We start from the raw sequence: 15665 nt of genomic DNA on the forward strand, positions 1-15665 counted from the left end.
TTGCTGCACCTTTGGTTATTCGTTTTTTCCCTGGATAAAACCGGGTTTGGAAAAGGCGGGTTTGGGATAAGTATAAAAGCCTGTTCCGGTTTTGGCTCCCAGTCGGCCGGCGTTTACGTAGGGTCTTAAAAATTCGGCGTTTTTTATATCCTGGGGATCGCCGTCGGCTTTTGCCCAGTAATCGGTAACCTTCCATACCGTATCAATGCCAATGGAATCCATCATGCCAAAGGGCCCGATCTCCATTCCCATCACGCCCATCCAGGCGCGATCCACGTCCTTGGGATCGGCCACTTCATTGGCCGCCAGGCTCTGGGCGCTTTTGAGCAGTTCCATTAACATGGCATTAAACACATACCCGTTGTTCTCTTTTTTCAACACAATAGGGATGGTGCCGATTTTTCGCGCAAAGGCCTCGATAACAGATACGATCTCTTTGGATGTGTCCGGATGGGGCATGACATCGACAATGTTGTTGTAGCGGATGTCATGGAAGTGAAATGCCGCAAACCGGTCGGGCCGGCCCGTGGCTTGGGCAACCATGGAGGGCAGAAGCGATGAGGTGTTGGTGGTAAATATTGTTTGTTCCGGGCAGATTTCATTGAACCGGGCAAACACTTTGGCTTTGAGGTCGGGGTCCTCGGGTACGGATTCACTGATCAGATCGGCTTGTTTGCCGGCTTTTTCAGCATCGGGTTCCGGGCGGATCCGGCCTAAGGCCGCATCGGCTTGATCCTGGCTCAGCCGCTGGGTTTTGACAAAGATCCGGGCCAGCTTGCCCATGCGGTCTAAGGCAGTATCCATCATTTCCTGGCTGATGTCATGCAGGATCACGTCATATCCATGGGCAGCGCACTGAAATCCGATTTGCTGGCCCATGGTGCCCGAACCGATAATTAAAACGGTTTTGATGTCTTCTGGTTTCAATAAGATCTCCCTGGTTTTCATGTTGCCGGCGATCAGGGCCGGGTTGCGCCTTTAAGCGTTTTATTGTTTTTCATTGTTTTTCGCCATTTTCTCCACCCGGCACATCAGGGCTTTGATGGGTACGGATCCGGTGACCGGGCAAAGGGGCTCGTCGCTGGTGAGCATGTTGATATTGATGCGCTTCCATCCGTCTTTGACCCCGTACCAGAACCCGTGGTGGGAATGGACCACCCGCGGGTCCATGTCCTCAAAGTACCGGGCCCGGATTTCCACCTGTCCCCGGGGTGATATCAGATATACCCATTCCCCGTCCCCGATGTCAAGGCCGCGGGCGGTATCCGGATGGATCTGCAGTTCCGGGTCCGGGGCGCGTTTTTTCAAAGAGGCGATGTTTCTGTGGGAGGAATGGTAATACACCAGCAGGCGGCCGCCTGTGGTCAGCACCAGGGGAAAGTCACCGGCCAGATCCGGGCGGGAGGCCGGGCTTTCATCCGGTTCCCGGAACACCGGAAGCGGGGAGATGCCCAGGTCCTTTAGAAAATCTGCGCTAAGGGCCACCTTGCCCGTGAGGGTGCGGAATTTCCCCTTTCTTTCATAGCTTTTGTACTCAAAGCCGTCAAAATGCCACAGTTTTTCCTTAAACTCCCGGTATGTGGTGCCCATGGGCGCCAGCCGGTAGTCGAGGATCTGCTCGATGTTCTGGAAAAAATCAGTCATGCCGAGTTTGCCCGCCAGGTCAATGAGCATCTGCTTTTCATCCCGGCATTCAGGGATCGGCTCCATGGCCTTGGGCTGTGCAAACACATGGCTTTTCATTAAAAGATCTTCCACATCATCGCGCTCGGCCCAGTGGGCCGGCGGCAGGATCACGTCTGCCAGGGCCGTGGTGGGGGTGTGGAAATAATCCACGGCAAACAGAAAATCGAGTTTTTCATAAACCTGCCGCACGCGTTGAGAGTTGGGATAGGCGCACACCGAATTGTTGGCAAACAGGCCCACCACCTTCACCGGATAAGGGTTGCCCTCTTCAATAGCCGGCCACACGGCCTGGGGCGGGGAGGGAATCGGGATGAAGTTCATTAAGGGAAACCGGTCTGTGCCCAGCTTCTTGCGTGCCTGCTCCTTTGGCAGATTAACAAACGGGTCATGGTCTGCGCCGTAGCAGGCCCGCTTGTGGGTGGGCGGCGGACACCGCAGGTTGCCGCCGGCCACTTCCAGGTTGCCGGTGATGGCCGCTAAAATGGTCAAAGAGCGGGTGAGGTCAAACGCATCATTGGCCTGGCATACCCCTCCCATGCCCGGGCCCAGGGAGGCCGGCGCGTTTTGGGCATAGGCCGCTGCCGCATCCCGGATTTTTCCGGCATCCACCCAGGTGATCGCTGCGGTTTTTTCCGGGGTGAAATCCGCCACGTGCGCGCGCAGGGCCTCGAAACCGTCTGTCCAGTTTTCCACAAAATCCTTGTCATAAAGCTGGTTTTCAATGATGACCTGCATGAAACACAAAGCCAGGGCCACATCCGTTCCAGGGCGGATTTGCAGCCAGTGGTCGGCCTTTTTGGCCAGTCGGGTGCCGCGCGGGTCCACCACGATCAGTTTGGCCCCTTTTTTCAGGCCGTCGCGGATGTCATTCATGTAGAGCCCGGGCCAGGAGTTCTCCGGGTTATGGGCCCACAGCATCATGCACCGGCTGTTGGTATAATCCGGGTCTGTGAGGCCGAAGCCGCATGTGGCCGAACTGCCCATGACAATGGGGCCGCCGCTCATGTTCGAGGGGGCCATGAAATTCGGGGACCCGAACTGCGTCAGAAACCGGTTGAGGTACGGGGCCATGCCCCGGGTGGTGCCCGAGCCGAACACTACGGACTCGGCGCCGAACTGCTCCTTTGCGCTGCTCATTTTGTCGGCGATAATCGACAGGGCATTGTCCCAGGAGGTCTCGGCGAATCCGCCGTTGTTTTTCACCAGGGGCCGGGTGATGCGTTCTTTGTGATATACGATTTCCGGGGCGGCTGCGCCCTTGGGGCAGATGTAGCCCCGGCTGATGGGATGGTCCTTGTCGCCCTTGACACCGGTGAGCCGGCCGTCTTCAATGCTCAGCACCACTCCGCAGCGGGAATGGCATTCAAAGCAGATGGTTTTTACGCTCTGTGCAGCTGCCATGGATTTGCTCCTTGTCTGTGAAAATGGATCAAAATGCCCGCAGACGGGCCAAGATTGCCCAGGGTTATTTCATTTTAAGCATCATTTTGGTGGCTTCCTTCATGTCGTGGTTGTACTGCTTCACCCGGTTGTGGTGGACAAAAAAGTGACGGAAATGCCTGGCGCCTTCAACCAGGGTGATCACCCGGTTGGCCGCGCGCACCGAATCCTGGGCTTCGATTGCCCCGGCATCGCAGGCCCTTTGGATTTCCTTTGCCAGAAAATGTTGAAATGATGCGTAGAGCCCCTGGATTTTTTCGTGAATGCGTGGGTTTCTGAAGCTGACCGCGATCATGGAAAAGGAACTGGCAATATGGATTTTTTCATAATACTGGCGGCTCCAGATAATTTCGATGAGTTTTTCCAGGCGGGCGGCAGGCTCCAGGCCGCCCAGCCGGATTGTTTGAAAAAGCCGGGCGTATTCATCAATGACATAATCCACAAGCGCCAGGGTCAGGCTTTCCTTGCTGCCAAAGTAATGGAGAATCAGGCTGGGGTGTATCCGGATGCGGGCGGCCACCTTGGCAATGGAGGCGCCTTCAAGCCCCTGTTCCAGGATGGTCTGGTAGAAGCTTTTGACGATCTCGGGCTTCCGGATTTCCGCATTCTGCCGCTGACGGCCAGTGTCCGGCTGTTTTGGAGGCATTGGCAAGTCCTGGCTATTTTGAAAGGATTTATTTTATGGGATGCAGCCCCGGAATCCGGAATAAGGTTTTTCCCCCGCCCCGGAGGACGGGGGAAAAACCTTTGGAGGGGGGCTTGAGAATAATTAACTGAACAGTTAGTTAATTAATCATTTTTTAAGCCTTTATTCAGATTTTTGTCAAGATAAAAATGTTTCAGAAATTGATGATTTCGCAAAAAGCTTTTTACCGCGTCCGCTGTTTGTCAGGAGTGAAAAAACCAACCCCGCCCCTGGACTGCCTTGGAAGCTTTGAGGTGGCGCTGACACGTGTTGACAAACCCCTTGAGATATAATTGTCTGTTGTGTAAAATAATACGTTTCATGGGGAAATTGTTGCGCCGGCTCGGATATCAAGTCATTTATTGTCACGGCAAGGTGGTGCGGGCAATGTTGAAGCAGTCGGATTTATACAGCCTGGCAGGAGTGTTCATGGCAGCCGGCCTGCTTTTGGGCCTGCCCCTGCTGGGGGCATGGATGTTTGTGGATGAGCCGCTGTGGATTTATTTTGATTTTCCGCCAGAACCCGGCCGGATTGATCATGCACCGTTTTCATGGCCCGTGTTCTGGGTTCTTGCCCTGTTGATTGCCGCCTGCCTGGCCCCTTTTGCTGTCCGGGGTTTGCGGGTGTTTTTGCAGGGCAGGCGGATCAATGCCAAAGCGCAGCCCCTGGAAGCGTTTCCGGCCTGGGGCCATGCCGGGATTGCAGTCGGCGCTGTGGCCTGGATTTTTTCCTGGACCCGGTTTTCATGGTTTGGCGCCTGGCAGCCTTATACTTTTCCGCTTCTCTGGCTGGGATACATCATAATCGTGAACGCGCTTTGCCAAAGACGCACCGGCGCATGCCGGATGCTGGCCCAGCCCCGTTTTTTTGCGCTGCTGTTTTTGGCAAGCGCTGTGTTCTGGTGGTTTTTTGAGTATTTAAACCGGTTTGTCCTAAACTGGTATTATGTGGATGTGGACATGTTCGGCCCGGCGGGCTACATTTTTTACGCCACCATTTGTTTTTCCACTGTCCTGCCTGCTGTCTGGTCCACCGCGGACCTGATTGCATCATATCCTTTTTTCCGGCACGCCTTTGCTGATTTTATTCCGCTTCGCCCGCGGCATTCCGGACTTGCAGCCGGAACTTTGCTGACAGCGGCGGCGGCCGGTCTGTTTTTGCTCCCGGCTTACCCCAACTGGCTGTTTCCCCTGTTATGGGTTTCGCCCTTGCTCATCATTGTCTGCTTCCAGGCCATTGCCGGCCGGCCCCACCTGTTTTCACCCGTTGCCCGGGGACAGTGGCAGCGGCTGGTCTGCTTTGCCACAGCCGCCCTGGTTTGTGGATTTTTCTGGGAAATGTGGAATTTTTACAGTCTGGCCCGCTGGGAGTACAGCATTCCTTTTGTCCACGGCTTTGAGGTGTTTGAGATGCCGCTGCCCGGTTATGCCGGTTATTTGCCGTTTGGCCTGGAATGCGCGGCTGTGGGTGATATTGTGCAAAGGCAGGTCGCAACCCGCCGGCAGGGTAAATGATGTCCGGGGGGTTGCGTAAATTCCATTGGCAGATAGAGGCGGTCAGGAAAAATGTGGATGCGCACAGGTTGAAAAATTTGCAAACAAGCCCATTATTGGATAAACAGAAAATGGATGTTGTTGTGTTGTCAGCATAAAACAAAAAGGAAGTTTTTGTCATTATGTATCTTCAACATTATTCCCTTTCAAGAAAGCCGTTTGATATCAATACAGATCCGGATTTTCTCTGGTTCGGGGAAAAACACCGCGAAGCCCTTGCCACCCTCAGGTACGCCATTTTGGAAAGCAAGGGCTTTTTGCTGCTCACCGGTGATGTCGGGGTGGGCAAAACCACTGTGGTCAATGCATTGCTGGCAAACCTCGATGACAATGACCTGGCTGTTGCCATCCATGATCCGGACATGGAGCGGATGGATTTTTTCAATTACATTGCAAACGCTTTTGGGATGTCAAAGCAATTTGAAACCAAGGGCGCTTTTCTCATGGAGTTTACCGCGTTTTTAAACCGCTGCTACTACCAGGGCCGGCGGGTGGTGCTCATCATTGATGAGTGCCAGTTAATCAGCGATGAACTGCTAAATGACCTGCGTCTGTTTTCAAATCTGGAAAAAAAGGGAAGAAAGCTCATCAACGTGTTTCTGGTCGGACAGCTCGAGTTGCGCGATATCCTGCTAAAGCCCGAAAACCGGGCCATCCGTCAGAGAATCACGGTCCATTACACCATTGATCCCCTGTCGGCGGCGGAAACGGAAAAATACATCCGCCATCGCCTCGCGGTGGCCGGCAGCACCCGCCATATTTTCACCAAAACCGCAATTCAGGAAATATACCGGTTTTCTGCAGGATATCCCCGCCTGATCAATATTATCGCCGACCGGGCGCTTCTGACCGGATTTATTCGTTCGGCCGATCAGATAAATAAAAAAATAGTCCTGGAATGCGCCCAGGAACTCGATATCAAAGGCACTGCATGGTCCGCGGATCTGCCCCATGCCCCCAACCCGGCCGGCAATCCAGCCCCAACTGCCCCGACCGTGTCAGCCAAAACCGGGCGCCTGAATTTCAACTGGGTGGCCTATCCTCTGATTTTCATCTTAATTGTCTGGATCCTGCTGCTTTATTTCGGACAGGAGGGCCAGACGGTGTTTGAGTCCATTCAAAACCAGCTCCGGGGGTTTCTTGGATAGGCGCTGTGCCGACGGCCCTTTTTGGGGCATGTGTTTTTGGCCCACCTCACCTGCCTTTTGGATTGCAGTATATACCCCGAAAAGCCAGGCGTTAGCAACCCAAGCTCAAAGCGAGGTGTTCAAGCTTGCCTGGGTGAGCTTTGGCTTGTTCGTAACCTGTGCACCGTACTGACGGTTGGGTTTGTAACTGAACCGCACTATATGAAAATATAAGCTTTCGTTTGACCGGCACGTATAGCAAATTACAAGTTGTTCATTGGATGAAAAAAAGACATCTTGGACAGGAAAAAGCCAAGCGCCTGCAATGAAGCAGGGGTCCCTCCAGGGGCCCCCTGCTTCATTGTTAAAGATTTGATTGTGTAGCTTTGCGGGATTAGCTCATAAACTTCTTCCTGAAACCTGCAACACCTGCCAATCCGGTCAAAAGAAGAATTGCAGTAGCAGGCTCGGGAACCTGGTTCGGCGGCGTATCCCCGAAACTACCTCCCTGAAGAAAAACCCCCGAATCCAAAATAGAGTCCGAGGTATCAGCGATTGCCAGTTTTAAATGATAGCTGTCTCCCGGGGTCAGGTTAGAAATCGAGGCTGTCAATACATCTGTAAAACCGTCATATTCAAAACTATAAGGATACGGAGTGTCCGCATTATCATTATAATATGAGGAGTTTAGGCCGTTATTTACATTGTTTATGGCCACTGGTGTATCCGTTCCGGGGATCAAAGCAATATTTTCTCCCTCAAAAAAGAAGCCGAAAACATCATTAAATGATGAATTTACATATTCATTATATTCATCCGATCCAAATACATAGTTAAAAAAGGCGGAGTTCCCTGTAGTCAAGGAAAAATCAAACTCGAGTATGGCGGCATCATTTGTTGAATTGGGAGATACCAGATTATTGAGATCGGTGTCGCCAGGCATATAATTAACTCCGGTTATAGAACCGCTGGTGTTAGAATTCCCATCTAGATTTGATGCAAAACCGCTTGTCAACAGTATTCCGCTATCAATTCCGATGCCGGCGGCAAGCCCGCCACTGAAATAACCAGAAGCATCCTCAGCGCCCGTATAAGTTGGGTTAGAGATTGTAATGCCTTCGCCTACAAGATTGTTTGCCAGGTTAGTAGCCGAGTCGAAGGCTGTAACACTCATTGCAAAAGAGCTCGTGGACAAAAAAACTAACGAAAAAAAGACTGGGAAAAATAATAATTTTTTCATCATAGGGTTCCTTTCATTTTTTTGTTGTTTTTTCTGAAACTTCCTTTTTTGCCTCGTTAACTCCTTTTTCTTCTTTCAGTATCACCCCCTTGCCATGTAAGAAAAATATTCTATACTTTCCTAAGCAAATATTATGCCCGATACTAAAGCAGGGGCATTCATTTGCGTATATGCGCCAAATCCATTCAAGGGGTCGGGAAAATTTTTATCTATTTCAATTGGTTCAATCTAAGGCCAGGCATCTGTTAAACATCTATAGAAAGCCATCTTTTCTTCTTTGGCTCGGGGAAAAATTCCGGGAAACTGAACTTGGTTTCCGATTTTCAGGAAATGTTCTCAATGAGGTCATCTGAATAATTCGGTGACATGCCCATCCCATTTATGAGGTCCTGCAAAATTTGTTCTGTTAACAGATGGTTGTTCTGATTTAGAAATAATGTGAAATACTTTGAAAAATTGGTGTAAAACTTGCAACAGGAAAATAGGGGCATGTGAGCCACTGGCAGGCTTGAAAAGAACAACTTTCTACATAAAGCGAGGATAGGGAAATGCCATGAAACGCGCCGGACATTCATTAAAAATTATTGTTTCTGTAGTGCTTATGTTGCTGGGGGCTTATGGCTTTGCTTCAGCCGTTCCCATCTATGGAGAAGACGGCATTGAAAGCTTGGGTGCATTTGAGGGAGACTTCTCGTTTATGGCCGCAAGCAACACCAGCGCCACCATAGATGTATCACTGACCAACACCTCGCCCGCGGATAATGGTGGTTATTTAACAGCATTTGCATTTTTTGTTCCTGTTGCAAGTTTTTCTGTGGAAGATAGCATTCTGGGAAATTTCGATCTGCTTGCGGGACCAGTTCAGGCTTCCCCCTATGCCGATTTCGATCTGGGCGCCTCTGCAAACACGACCTGGCTGGGGCAGGGTTCACCGAATGATGGGATCGGGGTAGGAGATACCGGCGTGTTTCAGTTCACTTTATCCGGAACAGGTTTTTTAGGCCTGACTGAGGATTCCTTCTTTAATGCAGGAGATCCCTGGTTTGCAGCCCGCTTTATGGGTTTTGAAGATGATGGAAGTGACAAGGTTCCGGCGCGGGTGCCGGAACCGGCGATTATGCTTCTTGTCGGGGTCGGGCTTGCAGGTATTGCAGCATACGGCAGGAAGCGGAAAAAATTTTAAACAAACTTCAAAAAAAGCTGATTTATTCCGGAAAACCGGAGCTTTTTCGGTTTTCCGGAATTCTTTAAAATAATCCCCTGTTTGGCATTCAAGGCGAATGATTTCCGCTTTCTTTTCCGGCAAGCCAGAACTCAATGGCACAACATATTGTTCCACACAAAGAAGACCAGCCGCTGGCTGAGACAGAATTATCTGATTTTGTCTTTCTTCAGGCCAGCATTGCGTTCACCGATCCCACCTTCCGAGGCGTAAGCAGCCTCAACGGTGCAGTCCTTTCTTTTATACAGCATGGGGCCCTTGCCGGACAAAAGGCTTCTTCCGGTTGAAAAACAACCCATTCCATGACATAAAATAAAAAAAAAACCTCAACCCGGACAAATCAGACAAACGCCTTGGCTTACGGTAAACAAATCATAAGATATGTCAGCCTGGCGGTTTTTACCGCCGGAATCATCGGCATGTTCCTCCCGGCCCAGGAATCCGGGCACTCCGGGGCGGCAGGAACCCGCCTGATGATAGAAATCTGGATAACCGGCCACATCCTGGTTTTCTTTCTGGGCTGCTACCTGTTTTATTCGTTTAGCCCCGGCTTTAAAAACCGCCCGGCTGCCGCCCAGATCCTGCTTGTCCTGCTTGCCACCCTGGCCGCAAGCCTTGCAATAGAAGGCGCACATACATTGATCCCCGGCCGGTATCCGGCCATAAGGGACATGGCCGGCAATTTTGCCGGCACCCTTCTTTATCTTTCATTTATCCACCGCCACTTTCCCGTCAAACTGCTCCCCCTGCATCTTGCTGCCATAGTCCTCACAGCAGTGCTTGTATACCCGGTTTTTATCTCCATCGCCGACCGGGCCGTGGCAATCGCCAGATTCCCGGTGCTGGCCGACTTTGAAACTCCCATGGAAAAAACCCGCTTCAGGGGCGGCCGCAGCCTGCTTGAAATATCAGACAAGTACGTCTTCCAGGGCGACCACAGCCTGCGCATGGGTTTTACCACGCAGGTATATTCCACCCACGCGCTTACATACATACCCGGCAACTGGAAGGGATACTCCCGCATTCACGCCGCGCTCTACAATCCCGGCAAAAAACCGGTTAAACTCCATGTCCGCATCGAAGACCGCAAGCACGCCCGATCGGAAAACCAGCAGTACACGGACCGCTACAACAGCTCATTTGACCTGCCCCCGGGTAAATGGAAAACAATAAAAATTCCCCTGGAAGAAATTGAAAACGCCCCGAAAACCCGCAAAATGAACATGGAGCAGATCAGCAGCATCATGTTTTTCGTGGCCAGGCAGCCCGAACCCCTGACCCTCTACATCGACGATATCCGACTGCAATAAATTTGACCCAAACAGGAAAACACTATACCGAATTGACATTACAGCATCATGATACGGATCAAATACTTCAATTTTATTCAAATGTTAACTCGCAGAGCCGAACCTGAAAAAGTGCAACACCTTTACCCGACCGGGCCGCCTTCGCATGAGATTCCGATTTGACATGTACACCCAGAAAGCGTACTTTAATGAAAGAACAATAAAGGAACGGACACCATGCAAAAAATCAACGTGAAAGAAGCTCGTCGAAATATCAGCCGCCTGCTGGACGAAATCAATGCCGGCGAAGAAATAATCCTCCTGAGGCGGGGAAAACCGGTCGCCCGTATGATGCAGGTTGAAAACGATCATAAAGAAGCGCTCCGGTTTCCGGATCGAACTTTGTTCCGCAGCAAACTGCCCCCTATGAAACAAAGCAGCGCATCTTTAATCCGGGATATACGGGATGAGCGGGGATAATATTTATTTGGACACAAGTGCCCTTCTCCCGTTCTATAGGGAAGAAAAGGCGAGTGAATCCATTCAGACCCTGTTAAATGGAATACAGCCCCCGGTTTTGCTAAGCGACCTCACCCGGGTGGAAATGGCATCTGCGATCGCACGCTGGGTGCGTATGAAAGAAATCGCAGAACCGCAGGCAGCGCTAATTGAAAACACGTTTAACCAGGATATCCATTCAGGCCTTTACCTGGTCAAGTCATTGATTGCAACACATTATCAGCAGGCGGAGAAATGGCTGTCAGCCAGAAAAACCGCACTCAGGTCCCTGGACGCACTGCATATTGCGTGCTGCTGGAGCTTCCATGCCCAATTAATTACCTGTGATCGTACCATGCATGAAGCCGCCGTCCTGTTAGGCTTGGAAAGCTCCTTGATTTGAATTCCCAACAAAGCCTGCAGAACCATACGACGAGTAATGGGGAAAAACAGGTGAAACTCCATCTCCGGATCGAAGACCGCAAACACGCCCAATCAGAAAACCAGCAATACACGGACCGCTACAACAGCTCATTTGACCTGCCCCCGGGTAAATGGAAAACAATAAAAATTCCCCTGGAAGAAATTGAAAACGCCCCGAAAACCCGCAAAATGAACATGGAGCAGATCAGCAGCATCATGTTTTTCGTGGCCAGGCAGCCCGAGCCCCTGACCCTCTACATCGACGATATCCGGCTGCAATAAATTGACCCACACAGGAAAACACGATACAGGTATCAACAGAGGCTTGCCCGGATGACACAGATTCAGATTGCTCCCATAACAACCACAGAGAACTGGCAGAAACTCGAATCCGGGTGGAACACCCTTCTTGCCAGCTCTGCCGCCCCCTCTTTTTTTCTTACTTATGAATGGCTCAGGGCCTGGGAGGAGTGTTTCCTGTCATCCAACCAGCGTCTTTACATCCTTGCTTTTTATGAAAAGCAAAGCCTGGTTGCCGCAGCCCCTTTTTACCTTACACGAAAAAAAGCAGGGCCTCTTTGCTACAACGAGATCAAATTTCTCGGCGCCCCCCAGGCAGGCTCGGACTATCTGGATGTAATAATGAAAAAGGGCAGGGAAAAAACCGTTGCAGAGGCTTGCTACCAGTACCTGACAGGCCCGGCCGCACCCAAATGGGACACGCTGTCGCTGACCGATATTTTCGCCGGGTCATTGTTTCTGCTCCATTTCATCAACTGCATCCAACAGCAGGGCCAGTATTTTAAAACCGCACCTTCGGCATTTTGCCCCGCAGCCGAAATCACCCCCGACTTTGACACGTATTTTGCAGAACTTTCAAAATGGCGGAAAAAAAAATTTCGGCAGGACCTGCGGGTCTTATACCGGGACCACAAGGCAGCACACCTGACATTTGAAGGAAAGCCGGCAGCAGACCATCTTTCTGCTTTTTTTGATTTTTACAACCAAAAAAGCCCCTGGCCCGGCCAGGGGCCCCAAAAAATTCTGAACAAATATAGTGCGCTTTGCGGTGAGAACCCGCCGGTGCAGCTTGACATACTTGAAGCAGACGGGAAAATTGCGGCAGGGCTATTGCATCTGCGGTACAAAAAAAGCCTTTACATGTACCAGATGGCTGTTGACAGAGAGTTTAACCCCAGGCTCAGCCTGGGAAACCTGCTGGTGGGAATGTGTGTCAAAAACGCCGCTGAAGCGGGATATATAACCTACGACTTTCTAAAAGGCCACGAGGACTACAAATTTCACTGGGCAAACACGGGCCGCAGGACCCTGAAACTCCAGCTCTGGAACAAGCGTCCGGTTTCCAGGGCGCTTGCACTGGCAAACCTGGGGAAAAACGCTGGTAAAATTGTTTTGCGGTAATCCACAAGCATAGCTGTCCTATGATGCGGCGTACCTGGTTAAAATACCACACACATGTATATTTCTGTTAACACTCTATCCATACGAATTTTTTCGTCTCTCTTTGCTGTGTCCCCAAATAAGGACCTTTCAGAATATTTGCTTTTTCGGCATTTAATTTGCAAGCCAATGAAAGCGCCTGATTTCCCGGCCTGCTGACAAGAGGTTAAAAAAGATAACACTAAGGAGGTTTCACAGAAATGACCATCAAACATCACACGCTACATTTAATAAAACTTGTAAGCCTTACCGGTATTTTGCTGCTGTTCGTATTTTCCGGCTTTTCCTTTGGAGCTACGGAGGCGAATTTTCCCCTTGAAATTACCAACATTAAGCCCGCAGGCACAGGGGAACCTGCCATTCCTGAAACCAACAGGATTTTCAGGGCATATCCCGGCATTGAATACAACATTCGCGCAGCCGCGATAGGCGGTGTTTACCCCTACACCTATGAATTGTCCAACAAACCCGTGGGCATGTCTATTGATGAAAATACCGGCGAGATCACATGGGATAATCCGCAATCGGATGCCGGACCCATAACTCTTTCTGTTACAGATAGTGAAGGAAGCACTGTGACGGCGGATTGGTCTATAGAGGTGACTACCAAAGGGTTTCTGTTTGTGGACAATTCTGCTGCTGCCAATGGCGATGGTTCCCTGAACAATCCTTATAACTCAATGACCAACTTTCTCACGGACACCCTCGATACAGGGCAGCAAAGCGATATAGTCTATTTTCGGGCAGGCACCTATGAAATGGTGGATCATAATTCAAGCAGCGACCATATTCTGAGGATTGATGATAACCCTACAAATTGGTTGAATTACCCGGGAGAGGACGTTGTTTTGCAGGGAAGCGATAATGCCGGGAAAGCTTATCGAATCAACCCGATGGGCGAGACCATATATTTTGACGGTATAATTATTAAAAACACTATTGGATATGCATTCACCTTATACGGAGCACCAAATTACTATACTATTCGAAGATGTGTTTTTGACGGCCTTGTTCCCCCTGACAGCACAAACAGAAACTATGGCTTTATATTTACATCAGCGGGCGGTGCTACATATTATAACGTGATTCAGGATAATGAATTTAAAAATTGGTATGGAGCCGCCGCCATCGGCAGTCTTTATCAGGACAAAAAATTGTTAATTGAAAATAACTATATCCATACGCCGAAGTCAAAGCCCGCAGATGGCCCTTCGGGCATAGGTGTAACAATGGCTTTTGCATTAAAATCCAGACTTGATTATCTTACCGTTAGAGGCAACGATGTTCAAATGGGAGATGAGAGCAGCGGGATTTTTGATTCATCGGTGAACAATTTCTTCAATGTTGAATATATGGATCTTTGTTTCAATTATTTTAATTGTGATCCAGCCGGTAATAATAGAACTGACCTTATGTTAAACAGTCAAAGTAGTAGCCACGGACCCAACATATACCACAACGTGTATCGGAATACGGTAAGGGGACATGGAGCGCTGTTCAGATTCAGCCCATGCGATCAAGGTCCATTTACTCTCACCAATAATGTTTTCATTTTCGAGAAGAACGAACTTGAAAGAGATTGTGTAACTTACGACAGTAACCTGGAAGGTACGGATGCAGATAACATTATTGACTCCGACGGTCAACTGACTGAAGAATATTCAGAATATGTTGGAACCAGGGGCCATCAAATTCAAGGACAAGAGACTGCAACCCTCTCTGAGGAGGAGCCTCTTCCGTCGCCTGATTTGGAAATACAAGTCAGCAGTCGATAGGATTGTACCCTGCGTTAACGCACTAAAGGCGCACCGAGCTTCCCAGTCATTTCCTCTTTTTTGGACTGCCGGCAAGGTGCGCCTTAAAATAAAGATTAAGATATTTTTCAGCCATTGCCCCGGCTGAGTACTCTTCCTCCACCTTTACCATAGCGGCCCGACCCATCTTGTTCAAAATTTCAGGATTATCTTCAAGAAAGATTATTTTTTCCGCAAAAGCCATCGGATTCCTGTCTTTGATAAGAAAACCATCCACCTCGTCGGTAATAATCTCCATGATACCGCCGACCTTTGGAGCCACCACCGGCAAACCGTAAGACATGGCCTCCAGTATGCTCATGGGAATCCCTTCATGAACCGAGGTATTCAAAAACACGTCGATCCCGGCATAAAAATCAGCCATATCTTCAACATGGCCTTTTAACAAAAACGCATCATCAAGCCCGTAAGAACTGATCCGTTCTCCAATTATATCCCGCTGCGGGCCGTCTCCGGCAAGTTCAAAGGCAACCGGATATCCCTTTTCCTTTATTGTACGTGCGATCTCAACCATCAAAGGATAGTCCTTTACCGGGAAAAACCGCCCAGCCGATCCCACTGTGATGCCGGATTCTGTATTGTGGTGCTTCGCCCTGGCCGGCAGTTCTATGCCGTTGTGTATGGTATGGACTTTTTGCGGATTAAAACCGAGTTCCTGAATATAGGTCTGCCGCATATCATCTGACACAACTACCAGGCTGTCAAAATGTTTGGCGAGCAGGAATTTATTTAATCCTGACACAAAACGTCCCTTGGACAGCAACCGCTTGCTGCCCCCCTCGGGCATTCCGTGCTGCGTGGCAATCAGGCGGGGCTTTCTCCGAAATCCCCTGGCCAAAAAAGCCAGGATATTTTCCTTGTAGCGGTGCGAGTGGATGACATCAGGTGATAATTTCTGTACCAAGGATCTGATTTGAAAAACGAGTGCATAAAAGGAAGTACTATGTTCGTCAACAACAAAAATCGGCACATCTGCATTACGCAGTTCCAGGGCCAGACGGCCTTCATTAAAAACTATAGCGGCAACATCGATTTCGCTGAATTCCTGCAATTCTTTAAGCAGGCTAAAAGCCATGACTTCGGCGCCGGCCCATAGATCGCCGGAAATAAAATGGCACACTTTTACCATATTAGGGCTTCCTGAAAAACTTGCTTCAAATTTCTGTGCATAACCCCGGCCGACCCTGGAGAGGGCTTCCAATTTGACTCAGGATAAGCAGATTATA

The 15665-nt window shown here is 49.9% G+C and carries 15 protein-coding genes; 10 read left to right on the forward strand and 5 right to left on the reverse strand.

From position 1 onward, the window contains the following. Positions 1-15: 15 nt before the first annotated feature. From HNR65_RS15860 to HNR65_RS15870, 3 genes are all read right to left on the reverse strand, one after another. A complete protein-coding gene (locus tag HNR65_RS15860) occupies positions 16-927 on the reverse strand; it encodes a 3-hydroxyacyl-CoA dehydrogenase (protein WP_181552504.1) in 912 nt (303 codons plus the stop codon). 60 nt (positions 928-987) lie between these two features. Beyond that, a complete protein-coding gene (locus HNR65_RS15865; RefSeq protein ID WP_181552505.1) occupies positions 988-3087 on the reverse strand; it encodes a molybdopterin-containing oxidoreductase family protein in 2100 nt (699 codons plus the stop codon). Between the two features lie 64 nt (positions 3088-3151). Continuing rightward, a complete protein-coding gene (locus HNR65_RS15870) occupies positions 3152-3772 on the reverse strand; it encodes a TetR/AcrR family transcriptional regulator (protein WP_181552506.1) in 621 nt (206 codons plus the stop codon). Positions 3773-4240: 468 nt separating this feature from the next. On the opposite strand from HNR65_RS15870, the gene HNR65_RS15875 reads away from it, so the two are divergent. Next, a complete protein-coding gene (locus HNR65_RS15875; protein ID WP_181552507.1) occupies positions 4241-5326 on the forward strand; it encodes a hypothetical protein in 1086 nt (361 codons plus the stop codon). A gap of 161 nt (positions 5327-5487) precedes the next feature. After that, positions 5488-6513, forward strand: a complete 1026-nt coding sequence (locus HNR65_RS15880; protein WP_181552508.1) for an ExeA family protein — start codon at positions 5488-5490, stop codon at positions 6511-6513. A gap of 373 nt (positions 6514-6886) precedes the next feature. Here the strand turns inward: HNR65_RS15880 and HNR65_RS15885 are convergent, their stop codons facing one another. Next, the gene (locus HNR65_RS15885) at positions 6887-7735 is read right to left on the reverse strand and encodes a choice-of-anchor L family PEP-CTERM protein (protein WP_232364804.1); all 849 of its coding nucleotides are present in this window, start codon (positions 7733-7735) and stop codon (positions 6887-6889) included. A 550-nt stretch (positions 7736-8285) separates the two neighbouring features. On the opposite strand from HNR65_RS15885, the gene HNR65_RS15890 reads away from it, so the two are divergent. The 8 genes from HNR65_RS15890 (at position 8286) to HNR65_RS15925 (ending at position 14400) form a co-directional block, all read left to right on the forward strand. Beyond that, the gene (locus tag HNR65_RS15890) at positions 8286-8915 is read left to right on the forward strand and encodes a PEP-CTERM sorting domain-containing protein (RefSeq protein ID WP_181552509.1); all 630 of its coding nucleotides are present in this window, start codon (positions 8286-8288) and stop codon (positions 8913-8915) included. A 134-nt stretch (positions 8916-9049) separates the two neighbouring features. After that, positions 9050-9241, forward strand: a complete 192-nt coding sequence (locus HNR65_RS15895; RefSeq protein ID WP_181552510.1) for a hypothetical protein — start codon at positions 9050-9052, stop codon at positions 9239-9241. Positions 9242-9373: 132 nt separating this feature from the next. Beyond that, positions 9374-10264 (forward strand): CIA30 family protein, encoded by an 891-nt coding sequence (locus HNR65_RS15900; RefSeq protein ID WP_181552511.1) that lies wholly within the window; start codon positions 9374-9376, stop codon positions 10262-10264. Between the two features lie 216 nt (positions 10265-10480). Further along, entirely contained in the window at positions 10481-10723 is a 243-nt protein-coding gene (locus HNR65_RS15905; protein ID WP_181552512.1) for a type II toxin-antitoxin system Phd/YefM family antitoxin, read from the forward strand. Beyond that, entirely contained in the window at positions 10710-11144 is a 435-nt protein-coding gene (locus tag HNR65_RS15910; RefSeq protein WP_181552513.1) for a type II toxin-antitoxin system VapC family toxin, read from the forward strand. Before HNR65_RS15905 ends, HNR65_RS15910 begins: the two co-directional genes overlap by 14 nt. Positions 11145-11194: 50 nt before the next feature. After that, the gene (locus tag HNR65_RS15915) at positions 11195-11446 is read left to right on the forward strand and encodes a CIA30 family protein (protein WP_181552514.1); all 252 of its coding nucleotides are present in this window, start codon (positions 11195-11197) and stop codon (positions 11444-11446) included. A gap of 51 nt (positions 11447-11497) precedes the next feature. Continuing rightward, a complete protein-coding gene (locus tag HNR65_RS15920; protein ID WP_181552515.1) occupies positions 11498-12586 on the forward strand; it encodes a GNAT family N-acetyltransferase in 1089 nt (362 codons plus the stop codon). A 239-nt stretch (positions 12587-12825) separates the two neighbouring features. Next, positions 12826-14400, forward strand: a complete 1575-nt coding sequence (locus HNR65_RS15925) for an Ig domain-containing protein (protein WP_181552516.1) — start codon at positions 12826-12828, stop codon at positions 14398-14400. Positions 14401-14446: 46 nt separating this feature from the next. Here the strand turns inward: HNR65_RS15925 and HNR65_RS15930 are convergent, their stop codons facing one another. Then, the gene (locus HNR65_RS15930; protein WP_181552517.1) at positions 14447-15568 is read right to left on the reverse strand and encodes a glycosyltransferase family 4 protein; all 1122 of its coding nucleotides are present in this window, start codon (positions 15566-15568) and stop codon (positions 14447-14449) included. Positions 15569-15665 lie beyond the last annotated feature (97 nt).

Source organism: Desulfosalsimonas propionicica (assembly GCF_013761005.1).
GTDB lineage: Bacteria > Desulfobacterota > Desulfobacteria > Desulfobacterales > Desulfosalsimonadaceae > Desulfosalsimonas > Desulfosalsimonas propionicica.

Bases quoted from the DNA above. Each gene is read 5' to 3' on its own strand.
- HNR65_RS15895 (WP_181552510.1), top strand. From the start codon at position 9,050: ATGGCACAACATATTGTTCCACACAAAGAAGACCAGCCGCTGGCTGAG.
- HNR65_RS15910 (WP_181552513.1), top strand. From the start codon at position 10,710: ATGAGCGGGGATAATATTTATTTGGACACAAGTGCCCTTCTCCCGTTC.
- HNR65_RS15900 (WP_181552511.1), top strand. From the start codon at position 9,374: ATGTTCCTCCCGGCCCAGGAATCCGGGCACTCCGGGGCGGCAGGAACC.
- HNR65_RS15925 (WP_181552516.1), top strand. From the start codon at position 12,826: ATGACCATCAAACATCACACGCTACATTTAATAAAACTTGTAAGCCTT.
- HNR65_RS15875 (WP_181552507.1), top strand. From the start codon at position 4,241: ATGGCAGCCGGCCTGCTTTTGGGCCTGCCCCTGCTGGGGGCATGGATG.
- HNR65_RS15920 (WP_181552515.1), top strand. From the start codon at position 11,498: ATGACACAGATTCAGATTGCTCCCATAACAACCACAGAGAACTGGCAG.
- HNR65_RS15880 (WP_181552508.1), top strand. From the start codon at position 5,488: ATGTATCTTCAACATTATTCCCTTTCAAGAAAGCCGTTTGATATCAAT.
- HNR65_RS15870 (WP_181552506.1), bottom strand. From the start codon at position 3,772: ATGCCTCCAAAACAGCCGGACACTGGCCGTCAGCGGCAGAATGCGGAA.
- HNR65_RS15890 (WP_181552509.1), top strand. From the start codon at position 8,286: ATGAAACGCGCCGGACATTCATTAAAAATTATTGTTTCTGTAGTGCTT.
- HNR65_RS15930 (WP_181552517.1), bottom strand. From the start codon at position 15,568: ATGGTAAAAGTGTGCCATTTTATTTCCGGCGATCTATGGGCCGGCGCC.
- HNR65_RS15885 (WP_232364804.1), bottom strand. From the start codon at position 7,735: ATGATGAAAAAATTATTATTTTTCCCAGTCTTTTTTTCGTTAGTTTTT.
- HNR65_RS15905 (WP_181552512.1), top strand. From the start codon at position 10,481: ATGCAAAAAATCAACGTGAAAGAAGCTCGTCGAAATATCAGCCGCCTG.
- HNR65_RS15865 (WP_181552505.1), bottom strand. From the start codon at position 3,087: ATGGCAGCTGCACAGAGCGTAAAAACCATCTGCTTTGAATGCCATTCC.